This window comes from Ferruginibacter sp., assembly GCF_028288465.1.
GTDB lineage: Bacteria > Bacteroidota > Bacteroidia > Chitinophagales > Chitinophagaceae > Ferruginibacter.
This window is the reverse complement of sequence record NZ_JAQBNR010000050.1, coordinates 105,204-124,383: the sequence shown is the minus strand read 5'-3', so window position 1 is coordinate 124,383 and position 19,180 is coordinate 105,204. Positions and strand designations below refer to the sequence as shown.

The following is a 19,180-nucleotide window of genomic DNA, read 5'->3' as shown; positions in this document are numbered from 1 at the left end:
GAAGGAAGTACAGGCAGCACTTAAAAATAACCCACCTCAAGGTGTAAAAAATTTGCTACACAAATACTTTTACCTCAGTAACTCATCTACTCTTTTAAACGCATATCCTTTTTGTTTCAACGCCGTTATCAGTTCATTTAACCGGTCATACAATTTGTCGGTACGGCGGCTGTCTGTACCAATGTGCAGCAATAAAATATAGCCGTTTAAACCATGTGCATCACTTGCTTCGGTTTGCAGAATGGACCGGTAAATTTCACCGGAGCTGCGGTAATTTTTTAAACCGGGGTAGGTATAATCCGCATTGCTCAATGTACCGGGCGAGTAGTTGATGAGCTGCAGTCCGCATGCTTTTGTCCAGGCCGCAATACTGTCGTTGTACCATTCATAAGGTGGCAAAAAACAGGTTGGTTTTGCAATGCCGTTTTTGCTGATGGCCTGCAGGTTGGCCTTGAGGTCGGCGGTAAATTGTTGTTTTGTTACCAGCAAACTGTCGCGGTTGTTCCAGTCGCAATACAGCAGGTGCTGGTCGCTGTGTGGCCCAAGGTAGTGGCCTTGTTGCCGCAGCTTTTTAACCAGTGAACGAAAGGCGGGGTTGCGGTAAAATTTACCGGTAAAAAAGAAACCGGCTTGTATGTTTTGCTGGTGTAACACGCCAGCAATGTGTTCGCCGCCATCGGCAAATTCATCACCGGTAAATACCAGTGCCAGTTGTTTTTTATCTGTGCGGCCTCTAGTTACAGCGCCTTTAAATACAGTGTTGTGCGGGCGACTGGCTTCGGCTTCTTTGGCAGCCGCCAGGTAAATCAGCGATGCCGTTCCATCCATGGTAGGTTCGTTGGTGCTGTAGTCTCCATAGTCATCGTGGTAAACGGCCAGCCCGCTTTGAAAAGCCGCGTACTCATCTGCCTCCTGCAACCGGATGCCAATGAGGTTACTAAAAATGGTGGTGTACACGGGGCCATCTACCAGTCCGCCGTTGATGGGATATTGTTTTAAATGCGTAAAGGCAGAGTGCGGATCTACCGGGCTATCGCCCCAGGCCGGTAAGCCATACACCATGGAAGTGCCCCATGGATTGCAGCCAAAGAGCCAGTCAGTGTTGGCCTGTTCCAGCTCAGCAAAAGCCGTATCGCCGGTGAGTTGCCGGTACCAGTAACATTGAATGGCGAAGGACGTTGTTAAATTATTACTGCACCAGATAAATGGTATGCCGCGGTAAAATGCGTTTTGTTTGGCCTTGTCCCATACCCGTTCAATGCCAGCTTTGTAATACCCGGTGATGCTGTCTTTTGTTTTACCTTTTAGTTGTTTGGCTAATTCATAATGACCAATATTTATAAACGGGTACCACTGGTAGTGTTTGGCGGTATCAGCACCCAGCCAGGGCGTGACCGGCTCTGCCGCTGCATAACGCATGGCCTTGCTGATCGTGGCAGGCAACAATGCATTGGGTTTGTTACGCCCTTGTGTTTGAATCATTTTTGCTGTTACGGCATTGGCCAGTTCCATATCATCCACCCAATTGTCTTCTGCATAAATGTAAGGCGACCTTACGGAAGCGGTTTGTGTAACTCCCGGCTTCCTGCCTGCAAATGCCAGTGCGGTAATTGCCTTCTGTTGTAGTATAGTTGCAAATTGTGTATCAGTCTTGCCAAATAATATGGAACCCAATCCAAAGGCACTGGCAAACTTGGCTGCTGTGGAAGATGTGCCGGTAGTGTTGTTCATAAACTTGCCGCGTTGCTGCGGTTCGCCGCTTACAAAATACACCGGCCGCTCAAAACCTCTGCCATAAAAACTATCTTCTTTTGGTATGCGCATGCCCATGTGATCCCGGTCGTCACCCAATTGGTTAAATAATAAACCTGGCTTCGGGTGCATTTTTAACAGCCAGTCCAGCCCCCATTTGGCTTCGTTCAGTACGTCGGGTACACCATCTTTTCCATCCAGTCCGTTGGCCATTTTGTAATCAGTAAAAACGGAAGGAAAATCGCGGTACGCCATCAGTAAATGATAAGTAGCATTGGCTGAGGTGGTGGAATACTGCAGGTAATCGCTGGCATCATGCCAGCCGCCTGACACGTCAATATGCGTACTGTCTTTTATGCCGGCTGAAGCAGCATACAACGTATAGCCATCATGTGTATGGCAACTGTCTTTTAAATACGGATTAAAACCACTGCGTTGCTGCCGCATGTATTGCAAACAAAAATCCGCTACGCCTTTGTACACATCGGCACCGATGGAAAACACGGGCGAGGTTGCGTTGCCTGCTGAAAGAAAATACCTGCCGGGTTGTTGAAACATGGAAAAATTGAGCCGGTAAGTATTTTCAAAGGGACCATAAACGCCAAAGTTTTTTGAAGCGGCTGTTGTAAAAACTGCTTTGCCGCTGGCGGAATCCACGAGGTTAAATGAAGTGATTTGTTGGGCACCTTTGCCACACCAAACGGCTACCTTAATGCCATCCGGTGTATAACCAAGTTGATTAATTCTGATCCATGCATCCTGGCCCGGCGCATCAAACATGGAACACAACAGGCAGATTGATAAAAAAGAAGCAGCGATCAATTTACGGTTCATAATGCAGCATGGTTTATTTGAACCTAAAGTTAAACCATCAGCTCGCGTTTCAGAAAGGTTCTTTTCATTCAAAATAAAAGAGGAACCAAGCTGTCTTTACAAAGATTATTATCCATATCAATGGAAAAAATTGTGACGCGGAAAAATAAAAATATGCTTATCTATTTTAGTTTTTCTTTAAAAAAATCAATGGTGCGTTGCCAGGCAAGTTCGGCAGCTGCCTTGTCATAGCGGGGTGTGGTATCATTATTAAAGCCATGGTTTACGTTGGGGTAAATATATGCAGTGTATGCTTTGTTGTTTGCTTTTAATGCCGCTTCATAGGCGGGCCAGCCTTCATTTACACGGGTATCAAGGCCGGCATAATGCAATAACAGCGGCGCCTTTATTTTGGGTACGTCATCCACAGGAGGCTGACCGCCATAAAAAGGAACAGCGGCGGCAAGTTCCGGGATACGCACTGCCATCTGGTTGGCGATGCCACCACCAAAACAAAAACCTACCACACCCACTTTGCCATTGCAGTCTTTGTGTTTTACCAGGTAGTCGTAGCCTGCTATAAAGTCTTCCAGCATTTCATTTTTATCCCGCTTGCTTTGCAGTTCACGACCTTTGTCATCATCACCCGGGTAACCGCCCAAGGGTGTTAATGCATCGGGTGCAAGCGAAATAAATCCTGCAAGCGCCACCCGCCTTGCCACATCTTCTATGTGCGGGTTAAGGCCGCGGTTTTCGTGCACCACTACCACACCGCCCCATTTGGGTTGCGAACCGGTGGGCATTGTGAGCAACGCTTTAATAGTACCGCCGCCCCTTGGAGAGGGGTAGGTAATATAACCGGACTGCACCCGCGGATCACCGGCTTTTACCTGGATGGCACCTTCGTAATCAGGCATCAAAAAACTCATGAGGGAAGTTACGGTAATGCCACCAACCGCATAAGTAGTTAGCTTTTGCATAAAGTCACGCCGGTTTACGCGGTTGTGGGCATAGTCGTCATACAAATCAAATACTTCCTGTTGGATGTCTTCCTTTTTTATATTTTCCATGGCAGCTTGTTATGTGTTTTTTAAAGTTACAAAATAGGTTGCAACAAAAAGAGGGCCATGAAAAGGAGATAGGTGGCTTCTCTTCAACACAGCTTACAGGAAATATATAACCCCGCTGCTCATCTGACTTACCAGCAGGAAGCGGGATTTGATGATGAATGAACCAGTCACTGGTTGGTTTAAAATAAGCACGGGTTTTCGGTAGCGGGAAATCGGGATAACAGGCAGCATTCTAATAAAAAAGCCATGTATATTTGACGTTCATTTTCAATACTTCATTGCTGTATGGTTAACCATTTATTTAAAAATATATTGCTGGCGGTTGTGCTGTTGCTGACTGTTTCCGTAACAACTGCACAAAAAGTAAAAGAGCCCAGGACTCCTGCAGAATGGACAAGGCCTTACCAGCCATTCCGCATTGCCGGCAACCTGTATTATGTGGGCACGTATGATTTGGCGTGTTATCTTATAACAACAAGCGAAGGAAATATCCTCATCAACACAGGACTGGCAGCTTCCGGTGCACAAATTAAAAAGAACATCCAAACCCTCGGGTTTAAATTTGCTGATACAAAAATACTGTTGACTACACAAGCCCATTACGATCATATGGGTGCGATGGCCGCCATTAAAAAAGCAACCGGTGCCCAACTGATGGTGGATGAAAAAGATGCGGCAGCATTGACATCAGGCGGCAGTACGGATTATGCATTGGGTCAACATGGAATAAGCTTTAAACCGGTAAAAGCGGATCGTTTACTCCGTGATGGTGATACCATTCGCCTCGGCAATATGCAACTCGTGCTGCTGCATCACCCCGGTCATACTAAAGGCTCCTGCAGTTTTTTATTTACGGTAAAAAATGAGCAGCGGTCTTACAAAGTACTGATCGCCAACATGCCTTCAATTGTTACGGATAAAGCATTTACAGCTATCTCCACCTACCCTGAAATAGCCGTCGATTATGCGTATACTTTCAACGCAATGAAAAATATTTCTTTTGATATCTGGCTGGCATCGCATGCCGGTCAGTTTGACCTGCATAAAAAGCATCAGCCCGGCGATGCTTACAATCCGGCGGCTTTTAAAGACCAGCAGGGATATGATGAAGCCCTCAGGGATTTGCAGGAAGAATATCAAAAAAAGTTGCAGCAGTAAGGTGCGGTCGTCAGCAAGGATAAAGTGGCGCAACCCCCGGTGTAAATAACTTGCGGCGGTACAACGCTTTTTGTATTTTTATGCGGCACCGTCCATTTTTGTGGTGTGTTTTTTAATTATCTACTATACTAAAACTAACAAACATGAAAGCAATTCAATTTTTTATGTCGCTGTGCCTTTTATTGTGCACCGTCAATTTTGCCCAGGCACAAACACCAGTAAATGATATGGTGAAAGAATGGGAGCGGGCCAAAGAATATACAAAAGAATATTTGGATACCATGCCCGAACCGGGCTACGCCCTGAAACCCACGCCGGAAATGCGTTCATTTGCAGAACAGATGCTGCATTTAACCGATGCCAATTATGGTTTTGTTTCTGCCGTTACAGGGGAAAAAAGCCCGGTTGGTTTTGGTGAGTCAGAAAAAACAACCGACAAATCAAAAGCTAATGTAACCAAGCTGGTAATGGCAGGCTATGATTTTGTAATTAACAGTATTAAAAAAATGACGCCAGCGCAGCTGAATGAAAATGTAAAATTGTTCGGCAGATTTGATTTGACAAAAGGCGCAGCGCTCGCTAAGTGCTTCGAGCATCAAACGCATCACCGTGGACAAACTACTGTGTACATTCGTTTGGCAGGAGCTAAGCCACCAGCAGAGAAATTATTTTAAGCGATATGCTGATATATTATTTCCAGGCGCAGATAAGTTCTGCGCCTTTTTTTATCGCCAGGATTAGTACGCAAAAGGATCAGCAAGTTTCAATTATATGATACCAATGAATATGCTCACCTCATTTCAAATTATCATTACTATCCTATCAATGTGGAGTCTTCAAGGCATTCTCTGAACTGAAAACAGTAACTGCGTAGGCTGCCTCTTTTGCTTCGGTTCCGCTTGCCGGAATTCAAAAAAATGCGCAGCACATTTTTTTGAAAGAAGCAAAAGCAGCAGCGTCGCAGTTACGCAGCCCGCCGGCTGTAGAGGCGAAATCAACGAATTGAAAGAGGTGATGAAGGCGGAAGAAAATACAATATGGATCTTCAACGCGATTTAAACATCAGCAACAGCCCGGCTTGCCGGAACAACATTGTACTGCCGGGAAAGGTTGCCCGGTAAATATTTCTTCCGGTGTTGCAGCTCTTATATCTTTAATAGTCACATTGTAATAAAGCGTTTGCCCCGCAAGCGGATGATTGGCATCTGCTGTTAAAAAATGTTCATCCGCCGCAACAATTGTTGCTTCCCTTCCATCTGGTAATTGAATGGCATCATCCACATTCACAAAGCCAGTATGTAAGTAATCTTGTATTGGAAGCTGGTATACCTGCGTTTCATCATATAAACCAAACGCAAGCTGGGGAGTAAGGGTAATCTTTTTATTTTCATTGATGGCACAACCTTCGAGTGCTTGTTCTATTGCAGGTAAAATAGTTCCGGCGCCCTGCACGAAGTCCAGCGTTGCAAAACCTTTATTGCTATCCAGCACAAGGCCCTGCTCATCGGTGAGTTCGTATTCTATTGATACAACGGTTCGGCTTGTTACTTTCATTTCCATTGCTAAACAATCTTTATAATTAGTTGCTGGCTTTTATTTATAACGTTGCGGCTTGCCAGCGTGATTGTTATTTGATTATCTCTTTGATCGAACTGACAAGAAATATTCTTTGCACCCAATAGAACAGTTATCTTATTTGCTTTAGCATTTGTTTCCAGCGAAATGGTCTGCAACTGAAGGCTGCCGTATTTCACATGCAGCCTGGCTGTGATACCTGTTGTATTTTGTTGCTGTTCATACGTACCCCAGCCGGCTGCTGATGTAAAAGGCGCTTTAAAGTTATCGGGGCTTATTTTGGGAGCAAATTTTATATAGCCTTTCGGTCCATGGTATTCAAATCCACAGGCAGTAATGAAAGTACCGTAGCTGGCCATTGCGCGGGCATAGTGGTCGCTGCATTCTATTTCATTAAACGGGTTTCTTTTGGCTGCATGGTACCTGTCGTGAATGGTTCTTGTTAATACCAGCGCTTCATCCGTCATGCCTTCTGCCATCATGTGTGCGGCTACCTGGTGTTCAAAGCCACTCATGCATTCGTGAAAATAACCGATCTGCCAGCTCACATTTTCACCATAGGCATTGGGTTCATTTTTTGGATTGGTATTCATGATCATGCCACCCTCGCCGGGTAAAGCATAAGGTCTCCATTTCACTTTGTCTTTCAGGTAAGGCCCCACATCCGGCGTAAAATTATATTTCCATAAACTCTTCAATGCACGCATGGTTTTTTCTTTATCCAGCACCCTTCCAATGCCTGCCTGGAAAGCCCAGCTTTGTCCGTACACCTGGTCTATATGACAGGTATTGTAAGATCCTAAATTTTTTCTTCCTTTCACTTCATCAGGCCGGTGAATAAAATACTCGCCGTTAAATAATTTGTCTTCCATATTCTTTTTCCCTGCTGTTACATAGTTGGCGCATCGTTTGGCAAAACCATCATCCTGCATTTCAACCGCCATCATTTCACCGGCTTTTACGGCCGCAATACATAAGCCGACAATCCAGGCAATTTCTCCATCCCATTCCGCATCCAGTGTATTCATCAACGGCGTGTCTTCCATGCCATCCGTATTTTTATCCAGCGTCATCAAATACTGTATGGTGGTTTTTATTTTTCTCCAGTTCTGTTGTAAGAAGGTGTTATCGGTACTCATCTGATGCTCCCTGTAAAAGCGGAGAATGGTACCTGCCTGTCCGTCCACCGCCGGCACTTTGTGTGCTTCACAACGGTACCACATGCTGCCATCTTTTTGTAATGATAATCCAAGATCAACCCGTTCACGGATATCTTTTTCCATGTGCGGAAAAATTCTTCCGGATGCCTGTGCATACTGCCATACGTGCGTGCAGGTTCCTTCGCAACAGCCTACGCCTTCCCAGGCATAATAGCGGCCGCTTTCCATACGGTGAGAGGTTGTAGTAGCCAGGCAACCAATATTTAAAAATGTTCTTTCTAAAAACCAATAAGGTAAAGTGGATTCATAAAAAGTTTCTTTCCATAGACGGGTTTCACCCGCAAGCTTTGTAAAATTTTTTTGAATATAAGCAGTTACTTCGGCCGCATTTTTAAACAGTGTGTTGTAAAATTGTCCGGCATCGGGTATCGCAGCCAATGTAAGATTGGCGAAATGCCACGCAAAAATAAAATCAGCTTTTTGCGTTTGATTTAGTGACATATTTAATGTTGAACATACGGCGCCAACTAATTTTTTATCAATGGACGATGTTACTTTGTTTATAGTCGCTGGAACAAAAAGTGCTTGATTATTATCTGTATCCACGGCAGCAATGGCAAATGAATTTTTATGCAATGCGGCTACACCCAGTGTGCCATAATCCGGCTGTGCCGCTAATTTATCCGGATCGGTTTTGCTTTCAATTGAACAAAGAACGGCTGCAGTACGTTGTTTTACGGCTGCTGTATTGATGCGCTCTTCGTCCTTACCAGCAGAGCGGATACCGGTTTTGTTTTCTATCCAACCGGTAATTTGAACCTGTACCGGAGCGGCTGAATTGTTTTTAATATTGAAAGAGTAAATGGTGGCCGGAAGGCCGGAATTCAATTCATCCAATGGAATAAACGGAGAAAAAATTTCCGCCACAATCTGCACCGGTAATTGCTTATCCAGGTAGGTAATTTTGGCCATGGGATAGGTTGCTTCAAATACAATATCATCCCAGTCTGCGGCCAGCATTCTTTTAACAACGGTACCACCCTGATGTGTGATCTTAAATGCAAAACCCTGGTCCAGCGGCCGGATATCTTTTGCCGGTGCCACGTAAGCGGAGCCATCCTGGGAGCGGACTTTCTTTCCCACATGCAATTCGGTAGGCCAGTCAATTTCCTTTGGATCGATGCCGTTTTGATTGGCGTTGAAAATATCCCATAACCACAGTCTGCCATCTCCACCCAAATACACCGTGCCTGCGTTGATACCGCCTACGGGCATGCCAATGTATTGCAGCTCGTTCCTTGACTGCAGGTATTTTGTAACAAAGCCCCGCTTGTATAAAGACTTAATCCACTCAGGGTCTATCTTTTTATCAACGGGTATGCGGGGCCCTAGTTCACCCGGCGCAAAAGGGCCGGCAATGGCATTAAAACGGGCACTCAATACACCTGCGGCAAACAGGCTGGATGTTTGTAAAAATTTTCTCCGCTGCATGAAATTATTTTAGTTAATAAATGTATGACAATCGCTTTTTTATTTCGGTTATAATTTAAAATGTTGATCTGACGAGGAAGAAGTCTTTTTATAAATGCAGTCACCTCCTGTACAACATGATAATCACACATTGCAGATTCATTCGATTTCGTGTTGTAGCAAGCAGCTTTTTCGTCTAAATCAATATCTTTATTTTTAGTAACCCAAACTTTCGATGAGAACAATTCTATTTTCTGTTACCTTTCTGTTTTTGACGGTCATGGTTGCTGCGCAGCCGGCCACCAACACAGATACTATTTTCAGGGCCACCGCCAACGCTTTTGATCCGCAGAAAAATCCCTTTCTGCCGTATGCAGGTAAAATCATCCGCCAGGTAAAGATTAAGAATGTAGGTTTTGAAGGCGATATCAAAGACACTACAAAAGTGAACGGCGGCTTTGGTGTTTGGATTGGTGATGCCTTGCACAAAAACACCACCCGTAAAGTAATTGGCAATAATTTACTGTTTAAAGAAGGTGACAAACTAAACCCGTACTTACTTACCGATAATGAACGTTACCTGCGGGATCTTGATTATATCCAGGATGCACTCATCATTGTGCAACCAACCAGTGATGCCTACGAAGTTGACCTGCTGGTGCTGGTTAAAGACGGGTTCTCTGTTGTACCTGGCGCTGGCATTGGCGGTACAAAAAAATATAAGCTGGAACTGAAAGAACAGAACCTGGCGGGAACCGGATCTTTGCTGGCCGTGAGTTCATTATACGATGCTGACAGAAATCCGAAATTTGGTTTTAGCGGCGATTTTTTACAACGCAATATAAGGGGTAGTTTTATCAACTGGGGCCTTGGTTTTAAAACTTATAACAAATCATTTACGAGCGGCAGGGATGAAGAAAACGTCTATTATATGCGGCTAGAGAAACCGCTTGCATCGCAGTACCTGAGCTGGTTTGGCGCCCTGGATCTTTCCTATAACCATACCACCAACGGCTACATTGCAGATGCGGCCTATAATGATTTTAACCGCTACAAATATTACAATGCAGATGGTTGGCTTGGGTATAATATCGGTGCAAAAAGGTTGTTATATAAAAACAAAAAAAGCCCGCTTCGTAAGCTGATTGCCCTGAGAGGATTGCATCAACATTTCAGTAGTATACCGGATAAGGAAACAGCCACCAGCGATGGCGTATTTGCGAACACGCTGGGCGTGCTGGGAAGCATTAGTGTATTTAAACAGAATTTTTACCGCACCAGTTATATCTATGGCTTTGGCAGAAATGAAGACGTACCACAAGGTTTCACACTGTCATTAATTAGTGGCTACGTGAGAAAAGACAGTCTGAGATTGCTGACCAAAACCAGGCCCTATTTAGGTGGCGAATTTACTTTTGGAAGATACACGAAAAAAGAAGTGTATGGGTTTATGAATGTGAGGCTGGGTGGTTATACCTACAAAGGCAAATGGGAAGATGTTGAGTTGCTGGTAAGCGGCGATCATTTTACAAAGCTGCATAAGCTGAGCACCAAATGGTACCGTCGTTTTTTCTTTAACGGATCTTTTGCAAGGCAGTTCTCCAACACACTCAATGCACCACTGCAGTTTATCAGCAATTATGGCTTGCCCTATTTTACCCTGCCAAAAGATTCCGCGTATGAGTTACCTAAAGGGGACATGCGGGTTACTTCCAAAACCGAAATGGTTTTTTATGGCACCCGAAAATACTGGGGCTTTGGGTTTGCACCGTTTACATTCGTAGATGCATCGCTGATAAAGCCAAAAGGCGTTGGACTTGGCAAGAGTGATCTCTACACGGGCATAGGCGCAGGCTTCCGCATCCGGAATGAGAACCTGTTGTTTGGCACCATCGAAGCAAGGTTTTCTTATTTCCCCAGAACCTTGCCGGGCATGAATTCTTTTAAAGTAAAATTCAATACCAACCTGCGGTACAAGTACAATAACAGTTTGGTAAGAAGACCGGATTTTGTTTCGCCGAATTAGAGATCACCATGATTTACAAACTGGCTGACACATAAGCCTCAAAAACATTGACAAGTGATTTTAGATTTGGAAGAAATATTTACAATAGGTCAGGATACTTTTTTTGACAGTGTTTCACCGATATCATCCTTTGGTGTAACCTTTGAAGACGATCTTACAACAGGCTACTTTTATGCAGTTGATATAAAACCTGAGTTACAAATTCTTGACGCACTTCATATTTACAATGTTGCTGACATTGCAGACAAGGACAAGCCACGTAAAATACAGATTGCATGGAGCGACAATGGCCTAATAGCTTCATTGTTGATCAATAATTATTGCCACGCAATTTTTGACTTTGCCGCTAAGGCAGGTTATTGTAGAAACGGATTTCCTGAAAGTAATGGAGTATGGACAGCAAGGAAAGAAAGGGTTTTGACAAATGATCTGATAGATGATATTTTTAAGGCTGAAAAATAATTTCTTTTTCTCCAATCCAAAAATCTGTTGGCGAGTAGTTAATGATATCAAATCAATTGCACTGCCCTACAGGGCGGTGAATGAATGGTCTTTATGTTGCTGGCTTTAGCCAAAGAAATAATTTGGGCTAAAGCCAATGAAATAAAAATTCATTTTTATCCTTGCCCTGAAGGGCAAGGCAATTTATAATGCATAATTACAACAAAACAATAGTTCAAAAAAAACACCCGGTTTGGTTTACGCTAAAGCTTCGACTATTTTTGCTGGTAGCGAATTTCCTAACTCAATTTGCTGAGTGATTTTTCAGTTTGAACAATATGCAGCATGAAACCAGTTAATGTAGAAACATCACTTGAACCATTGATCAGTTCCTTTGAACGACTGATTCCTTTAAGCAAGGCTGAAAAGGAATTGGTTCATAAATTATTTCACCCACGCCTGTTTAGAAAACGTCAGTATGTATTGCAGGAAGGCGATGTATGTACCCAATTTAATTTTGTTGTAAGGGGCTGTCTGCGATCATATAAAATTGATGAGAAAGGCAATGTTTATGTGCTGCAGTTTGCAGCAGAAAATAACTGGATCAATGACCTGGGAAGCTTTCACAACATACAACCTTCCGCCCTTAACATCGATGCCCTGGAAGATACGGTGGTATTACAAATCAGCCTGGATGACCTGATTGTGCTGTATACAGAAGCACCGAAGTTTCACCGCATTTTCAGGGTGCTTGTAGAAAATGCATTTGTGCGCCTGCAGGAACGCTTGCTGCAAAACATCAGCTCTACGGCTGAAGAACGTTACCAATCCTTCCTGGATCTATACCCGCATTTAGCCAATCGGCTTTCACAAGTGCAGATAGCCGCCTTCCTTGGCGTAACACCGGAGTTCTTAAGCAGGTTGCGCAACCTACGCAGCAAGACTTCGAAGTCCTCAAAACCTTAATCTACATCAAGACTATTTCTTAACCAATGTCATTGGAGCCGGCACCCTCAATGCGTGAGCTTTGCATTACAAATAAATCATGTAATCAAATAAAAAAATAGTTTATGACACAACATTTAAAAGTTGCAGTAATCGGTTTAGGAAACATCGGAACCGTAGTAGCTACCAATCTTGTAAAAGGCAATCGTTCGGTAATTGTTGCCGACAGATCAATCGAAAAAGCAACGGCGTTTGCGCAGAAAGCAGGCAGTCTTGCAAGCCCGGCATCCATTGCGGATGCTGTCAAAGCAGCGGACATTGTGGTACTTGCCGTTTGGTTTAATGCCATCAAAGAATTGTTTACAACGTACGCGGCAGAACTGCAGGGGAAAATTATCATCGACCCATCTAACCCCATTGCGCCGGATGAAAAAGGCGGCTTTAAAAAGATCATTGATAAGAATCAGTCCGCCGGTGAACTACTTGCTGCATTACTTCCTGCAAATGCAACACTTGTAAAAGCGTTGGGCACATTGGGCGCAGCTTCTCTTGCCAGCGCTGCTTTTCAGCAACCTGCCAATGTATTGTTCTATGCAAATGATGATATCAGTATCAATGCAGTCATAGAGCAACTCATTCACGACAATGGCTTTGAGGCGGTACGTGTTGGTGGAATTAATCAATCCATCCGTATTGAAGTTTTTGGCGACCTGCATGAGTTTGGTGCATTGGGCAAGCCCGTTACGTTAGCGCAGGCTGAAGAAAAATTGGTAATACATCAATAAGTATCGTTTACTTAAGCATTTTATTCGATAAAATTGAAGATTCATTTTGCATTCGTTGCTACTTTTCAATTTGTTGAGTTCGCCTCCTCAGCCGGCGGGGCTGCGTAACTGGAACGCTGCTGCTTTTGCTTCTTTCAAAAAATATGCTGCGCATTTTTTGAATCCCGCCTGAGGCGGGACCGAACCAAAAGAGGCAGCTTGTCCAGTTACTGTTTTAGATTCGAAACATGGCTCGTAAACTTCATGCTCTATTGCAAAGTATTAGTACCAGTATAAAAAGTAATGGATTAATTAAACAACTTTCATACATCAATAAAAATTCAACAACAGCATTAAAAATTTATAAAAGAAAATAACATTAATATGAAACTGAAATATTTTAAATCATTCACCATTGTCTTTGTATCCATCATTGTTGCAGGACTTATGCAAAGCTGTAATCAGCATTCATCTTCCAATACTGCAGGCAGCTTTAATATTGATAGCCTGAAAAAAATCGCCCAACAGTTAGTGGCTTCCAACGATACCATTGAAGGTCATCTTAAAACCTTTGATGCATTGGATTTTGATGTATTCAGCAACCAGCAGTGGGACAGGTTCAAAGAAAGTCATGCACAAAATATAAAAGTGTTCTGGCCTGATGGTCATGTTACAGAAGGCCTGGCCACGCATATTGAAGACATGAAAAAGTTGTTTGTTCATGCGCCTGATACCAGGATCAAAGAGCATCCCATTAAATTTGGTTCCGGCAACTATACATTGGTAACGGGTGTATTTGAAGGCACGTTTACCAAACCAATGCCCATCGGAAATGGAAAATTTATTCAGCCAACCGGCAAGGCTTTTAAAATGCCGATGGCCACTGTAGGTATATGGGAAAACGGTGTAATGAAAGAAGAACATCTGTTCTGGGACAACCAGACGTATGCAAAACAAATTGGATTGCAGTAAAGAAAAAAACGGGAACCAGCAGCAGGGATGGCTTTTTAATAACTAAGATTTGGTATGCAAACCGGGATGATTTTTGGACCTTTAAAAAAATATTACGCAATTAAAAAATTCAATTATGCCAGAGATAGTTATTGAAGCCAGAACTGCTGCCATCAGCCCGGCAGTAAAAGTCAAACGCATTCTTCCTTTTCGTCTTCGCAGGATGGTTGGTCCGTTTATTTTTATGGATCACGCAGGCCCCATCATTGAGGCACCGTCGCCACCTTCAGCATTGGATGTCTTGCCGCATCCGCACATTGGTTTGTCAACGGTAAGTTATTTGTTTGGCGGACAGGTAACACACCGGGATAGTTTGGGTGTTCAGCAAATCATCCGGCCGGGTGAAGTAAACTGGATGACTGCCGGAAGTGGTATTGCGCACTCTGAAAGATTTGAAGATCCGTCGGCGCTTTCAGGTGGTTTGGAAATGATACAAACCTGGGTAGCATTGCCGGAAAAAGATGAGGAAGCTTCACCCACTTTTAATAACTACACACCTGAACAATTGCCCGTATTTACAGACAAGGGTGTGTGGATGCGCCTGATAGCAGGCAGTGCATATGGATTGAGGAATGACGTGAAAACAAATTCACCACTCTTTTATCTGCACGTTGTTTTACAAAAAGGGGCAACGTTTGGGCTACCCCGGGAACATGCTGAAAGAGGCTTTTACATCGTAAAGGGAAGCATTGAAGTAGCAGGGATTGGCTATGGCGAAGGCAAGATGCTCGTGTTCAGCAAAGGGGAGGATCCGTTGATCGTTGCTAAAGAAAATACCACGTTGATGTTGCTGGGCGGTGAACCATTGGGTGAACGTTTTATCTGGTGGAACTTTGTGTCGTCCCGTAAAGAGCGCATAGAGCAGGCAAAAGAAGACTGGAAGCAGGGTAGAATTATTCTGCCACCAAACGACAACAAAGAATTTATTCCCCTGCCTGAAGATAAATCCAAGCCGGCAGGAAGTTCACCAACGCCTGGGGCGCTTTCGTAACAATCATCTGTAAAATTGGATAGATGAATATCAGCATACAAACTTGATGCTGTTGCTTTTTTACTTTCATACAGATTTCAATAAGAACAATAAAAAAACGAATACCATTACAATGGAAACAAACAGCAACACGCCAGGCAGCCCGGTATTACAATATCTTGCCAGGGAACCAAAGGTTCAATCAGCAAAGAAGCAAGCAATCATTTTATTGCACGGAGTAGGCAGCAACGAAGCGGATTTGTTCAGTCTGGCTGATCAGTTGCCGGATGATTTTTTAATTATTTGTCCACGCGGCCAATATACTTTAGGTGCCGGAAGATATGCCTGGTACAATGTTGATTTTTCTACAGGTAAACCGGTTTTTGATACAACACAGGAAGCCTCCAGCCGGGAACTTATTAAACAAGTTGTAGCGCAGGTAAAGCAACAATACAAGGTGGATGAAGTTTATCTTGGTGGCTTTAGCCAGGGTGGGATCATGAGTTACAGTGTAGGGTTAACAAATCCAAAAGACATTAAAGGCATCATTGCATTGAGTGGCAGATTACTGGTTGAAATCAGGTCTTCTATCAGGAAGAATGATGAGTTGCAACAATTAAAAGTATTCATTGCGCATGGCGTGCAGGATAATACGCTGCCTGTTCAATATGCAAGAGAAGCAAAATCATATCTCGAAAATCTGGGTATTCAATCAAGCTACCACGAATACAATATGGGGCATCAAGTAAACGGTGCAGTTATAAAAGATTTGAATGACTGGCTGAATCAACAATCAAACTAATAAAAAAAGAAATACTTATAAATGAAATCACTTTTTCTTATCGTTTTAAACTTTTTGTTGCTACATACGTACGGCCAGCAACAAAGGCCCAAACAACTCAGGCATTTTATGCAATCCGTTGCTTCGCCAGCCAATGCAATACAATATGGCAATAACCCCAAAGCAGGGCATTATGTAACAGCTGGTGATGCAAAAATTTATTATGAAGTGTATGGCAAAGGAAAGCCATTGGTGATTTTGCACGGCGGTATATTTGGCTCTATGTACGAGATGCATCAGTTCATCGACAGCCTGTCTAAAAGATACCAGGTAATTGCTGCCTCTATCCGTGGACATGGTAAATCATACCTGGGAACCGAACCCATTACCTATGAGCAAAAAGCGAATGATGTAATGGCGGTGATCAATGCAGTAACCAAAGACAGTGTGATTGTACTGGGCTTTAGTGATGGTGCATATTCCGGTTACAAACTGGCAAGTATGTACCCGGGCACGGTAAAAAAACTGATCGCCATTGGTGCTACTGAATTATATCCGGGGCTTAGAAATTTTTCTTTTGATGTGCAGCAAGCCCTGGCGTTAGACAGTATTTACTGGAACCAACAATATCAACTGATGCCAGAGCCACAACGATTACAGGAAATGTTTACCAAATTGGGCAGCATGTACAATAAATTAACGTTGGATAGTTCATTTTTTAAAACGATACATTGTCCGACGCTGGTGATGGCTGGTGACAAGGATGGAAGCAATCCTCCACAGCGGGTTGTCAGTACCGCACAAATGATATCGCATAGCTTCGTGGGTGTTATCCCCAATTGTGGGCACGGTGTGTTCTTAGAAAATTTTCCTGCGGTGTGGGCTTGTGTTGTACCTTTTTTAAAGCAATGACCCATCCATTAAATCCATTCTGAACTTAATTTTAATAAAGTCATGAAACAATTTATTCTTTTTAGTTTCCTTGCAATCAACGTGGGTCTCACCGCGAAGGCACAGGACTTTGTATCACCAACCCAACCTGTTGAAACTGGTAAGGCACCTGGAGCAAAAGTAAAACTGCTAAGCACCAATGGTGAAACAAAAACATATTCACTTGTTTTTTCACCGGGTGATGAAGTAAGATCAGGCCTGAACGATTTTGCCCAACAATATCATGTAAAAAGTGCCCACTATACAGCCATTGGCGATGTATTTTATGGCAAGGTTGGTTTCTTTAACTATGAAAAAAAGATGTTTAAAGTGATATCCATTGACACCTCAGAGATTGCTTCCTTCATTGGCAATATCGCCATATTCAATGGTAAGCCGGTTGCCCATACGCATGTAAGCGTAGCAGATAAAAACGGGTTAGTACATGGCGGGCATCTGCTGGGACTGTATGTTGGCCCTACGCTGGAAGTATTTATAACGGTTGAACCAACTGCCTTGTATAAAAAATTGGATAAAAGGTATAATGCGGGCGTGATAGATCCGTCATTGGAACAATAGCATTTGTAAAAAAATATTTATGAAGGATATTTGTCTACTCCTGTTAAGCTGTTTTGCTATGCTGGCAAACAACCTGCACGCACAATTAATCAGCCTTAATAAGAACAACGTTGAGCCAGTTCATGTCTACCTATCACTTGAAAAGATGAAGGGAAAAAATGTATTGAAAGTTATAAAGGATTCCAGTGTAAAAGAAGTGGACGAGCCAACTTTTGTGAAGATCAGGGGAATTGATTTTAAGAATGGAACGATTGAAGTAAAGGTATTGAGCAGGCTGTTAAAAAATGCACCAGACTTTGCAAGAGGCTTTATCGGCGTTGCTTTCCGTATCAACGACAGCAGCACAAAATATGAAAGTATTTATATCCGCCCCGTCAATGCAAGGGTGGATGACAAGGTACGACGCAATCATTCCATTCAATGTTATGCTTACCCCGGTTATAAATTTGATCGCCTGCGAAAGGAATCTCCCGAGCGCTATGAAGCCTATGCCGATATGGAAATGAACAGATGGATCACCATGCGTATTGAAGTGAAAGATGCACAGGCAAAATTATTCCTGGATAATAACAAACAACCGTCTTTGGTTGTAAATGATTTGAAACACGGCGCAGATTTGTCCGGTTCTATCGGCCTTTGAGTAGAGGTTGGAACTGAAGGTTATTTTGCTGATTTAAAGATTTATCAAAAAAATTGAAATTGCAAATTCTAGTTTAAACTTCATACAAAGTATCGGCATAATACGCTATTTTCATAGCATAATAAGCTTCTAAAATATCCCATCTCCCTGGTATGTCTATTATGGAGGCTTATGCATACCATAATTATTGCTAATGAGCAGAATAGCCACGATTGCATTATTACTGCTTTTTTTAAACGCGTCTGCCCAGCACCAGGAAAGAACAGTGCTTGCTTACAATGTTGCCTTTGGAGGCTTTAGTGCCGGTATAGGATCTGTAATTAACAAACCAAAAGAGGTGAACTGGAAAAAAGCTTTTGTAAGAGGATTTTGGCAGGGAAGCATTGGCGGACTAATCAATTATTCAGGCAAGAAAGTTGTATACCTGGTAAATAAAAATCAGCAGGATGTATATGCCTGGCCTGCGAAGCTACTGCATGCCGCAGGATATTCCATTATAGAAAATGCAGCAGCATACGCTCCATTGCTGCAAAACTGGACTATTGATGCCGGACTGCTCAGGTTTGATTTTTCGTCAGCGACAAAAAAAATCAAAGCAAGGTTATTACCTGAAGCATTGGTAGCAACTATTATTGCGGCGAATTACGGAAAATTTGATGCAGGTACCAGCCTGCGGACAGGAGAGATTATTTTTAAGAATAACAATCTTTTGAATTTGCCAACTCTTTCGGAAGGCACATCCGGCGTAACATTCGGCAGAGCGATTGTGTATGCCTATGGCCCGCAAAGTGGTTACACAAAAGACAGGATACTTTCTCATGAATTAATACACCGTTTTCAATATAACGAATACCAGGTTTTTAATACCTGGCTACAGCCTTTTTATAAAAAGACAAACTCAACAACTTTGAAAAAAATATTTTCCAGGTACGTGTATGCTGATATTCCTTTTTTATTTCTGCCATATTATACACTCTACAGGGTACGGCTGGGTCAACACTATTACCGGAATTTTTATGAGTTTGAAGCCGAAAGATTTTCAACCAATAGTTATGTACCCCGATAGTAATTTTTTCTAAGAGTATTTAATACCCG

At 43.0% G+C, this 19,180-nt stretch carries 17 protein-coding genes; 13 read left to right on the top strand and 4 right to left on the bottom strand.

Annotated features, from left to right (window positions below; genetic code table 11):
- Positions 1-69: 69 nt before the first annotated feature.
- Positions 70-2,586, bottom strand: a complete 2,517-nt coding sequence (locus JWR61_RS19145) for a glycoside hydrolase family 9 protein (protein WP_301929334.1) — start codon at positions 2,584-2,586, stop codon at positions 70-72.
- A gap of 161 nt (positions 2,587-2,747) precedes the next feature.
- Positions 2,748-3,635 carry a dienelactone hydrolase family protein gene (locus JWR61_RS19140; protein WP_301929333.1) on the bottom strand — a complete coding sequence of 296 codons (888 nt, stop codon included), beginning with the start codon at positions 3,633-3,635 and terminating at the stop codon, positions 2,748-2,750.
- A 285-nt stretch (positions 3,636-3,920) separates the two neighbouring features.
- On the opposite strand from JWR61_RS19140, the gene bla reads away from it, so the two are divergent.
- Positions 3,921-4,793: a subclass B3 metallo-beta-lactamase gene (gene bla / locus JWR61_RS19135; RefSeq protein WP_301929332.1), complete on the top strand. Its 873-nt coding sequence runs from the start codon at positions 3,921-3,923 to the stop codon at positions 4,791-4,793.
- 143 nt (positions 4,794-4,936) lie between these two features.
- Positions 4,937-5,467, top strand: a complete 531-nt coding sequence (locus JWR61_RS19130; RefSeq protein ID WP_301929331.1) for a DinB family protein — start codon at positions 4,937-4,939, stop codon at positions 5,465-5,467.
- A 388-nt stretch (positions 5,468-5,855) separates the two neighbouring features.
- On the opposite strand, the gene JWR61_RS19125 is transcribed toward JWR61_RS19130, so the two are convergent.
- Positions 5,856-6,347 (bottom strand): peptidylprolyl isomerase, encoded by a 492-nt coding sequence (locus JWR61_RS19125; protein WP_301929330.1) that lies wholly within the window; start codon positions 6,345-6,347, stop codon positions 5,856-5,858.
- An 8-nt stretch (positions 6,348-6,355) separates the two neighbouring features.
- Entirely contained in the window at positions 6,356-9,019 is a 2,664-nt protein-coding gene (locus JWR61_RS19120) for a GH116 family glycosyl-hydrolase (RefSeq protein ID WP_301929329.1), read from the bottom strand.
- 214 nt (positions 9,020-9,233) lie between these two features.
- Between JWR61_RS19120 and JWR61_RS19115 the strand changes: the two genes are divergently transcribed.
- From JWR61_RS19115 to JWR61_RS19065, 11 genes are all read left to right on the top strand, one after another.
- Positions 9,234-11,024, top strand: a complete 1,791-nt coding sequence (locus tag JWR61_RS19115; RefSeq protein WP_301929328.1) for a hypothetical protein — start codon at positions 9,234-9,236, stop codon at positions 11,022-11,024.
- Between the two features lie 54 nt (positions 11,025-11,078).
- Positions 11,079-11,486 (top strand): DUF2251 domain-containing protein, encoded by a 408-nt coding sequence (locus JWR61_RS19110; RefSeq protein WP_301929327.1) that lies wholly within the window; start codon positions 11,079-11,081, stop codon positions 11,484-11,486.
- 324 nt (positions 11,487-11,810) lie between these two features.
- On the top strand, positions 11,811-12,431 hold the full coding sequence (locus tag JWR61_RS19105; protein ID WP_301929326.1) for a Crp/Fnr family transcriptional regulator: 621 nt from the start codon (positions 11,811-11,813) through the stop codon (positions 12,429-12,431).
- Between the two features lie 104 nt (positions 12,432-12,535).
- Complete coding sequence (locus JWR61_RS19100) at positions 12,536-13,195, top strand: NADPH-dependent F420 reductase (RefSeq protein WP_301929325.1); 660 nt, start codon at positions 12,536-12,538, stop codon at positions 13,193-13,195.
- A 363-nt stretch (positions 13,196-13,558) separates the two neighbouring features.
- Complete coding sequence (locus JWR61_RS19095; protein WP_301929324.1) at positions 13,559-14,146, top strand: ester cyclase; 588 nt, start codon at positions 13,559-13,561, stop codon at positions 14,144-14,146.
- A gap of 115 nt (positions 14,147-14,261) precedes the next feature.
- Positions 14,262-15,176, top strand: coding sequence for a pirin family protein (locus JWR61_RS19090; protein WP_301929323.1), 915 nt, complete (start codon positions 14,262-14,264; stop codon positions 15,174-15,176).
- A 112-nt stretch (positions 15,177-15,288) separates the two neighbouring features.
- Complete coding sequence (locus JWR61_RS19085) at positions 15,289-15,957, top strand: alpha/beta hydrolase (protein ID WP_301929322.1); 669 nt, start codon at positions 15,289-15,291, stop codon at positions 15,955-15,957.
- Between the two features lie 21 nt (positions 15,958-15,978).
- Positions 15,979-16,848 (top strand): alpha/beta fold hydrolase, encoded by an 870-nt coding sequence (locus tag JWR61_RS19080; RefSeq protein WP_301929321.1) that lies wholly within the window; start codon positions 15,979-15,981, stop codon positions 16,846-16,848.
- 42 nt (positions 16,849-16,890) lie between these two features.
- Positions 16,891-17,445, top strand: coding sequence for a PPC domain-containing DNA-binding protein (locus JWR61_RS19075; RefSeq protein WP_301929320.1), 555 nt, complete (start codon positions 16,891-16,893; stop codon positions 17,443-17,445).
- Positions 17,446-17,464: 19 nt separating this feature from the next.
- A complete protein-coding gene (locus JWR61_RS19070; RefSeq protein ID WP_301929319.1) occupies positions 17,465-18,085 on the top strand; it encodes a hypothetical protein in 621 nt (206 codons plus the stop codon).
- A gap of 193 nt (positions 18,086-18,278) precedes the next feature.
- Positions 18,279-19,151 (top strand): hypothetical protein, encoded by an 873-nt coding sequence (locus JWR61_RS19065; RefSeq protein WP_301929318.1) that lies wholly within the window; start codon positions 18,279-18,281, stop codon positions 19,149-19,151.
- Positions 19,152-19,180: the final 29 nt, after the last annotated feature.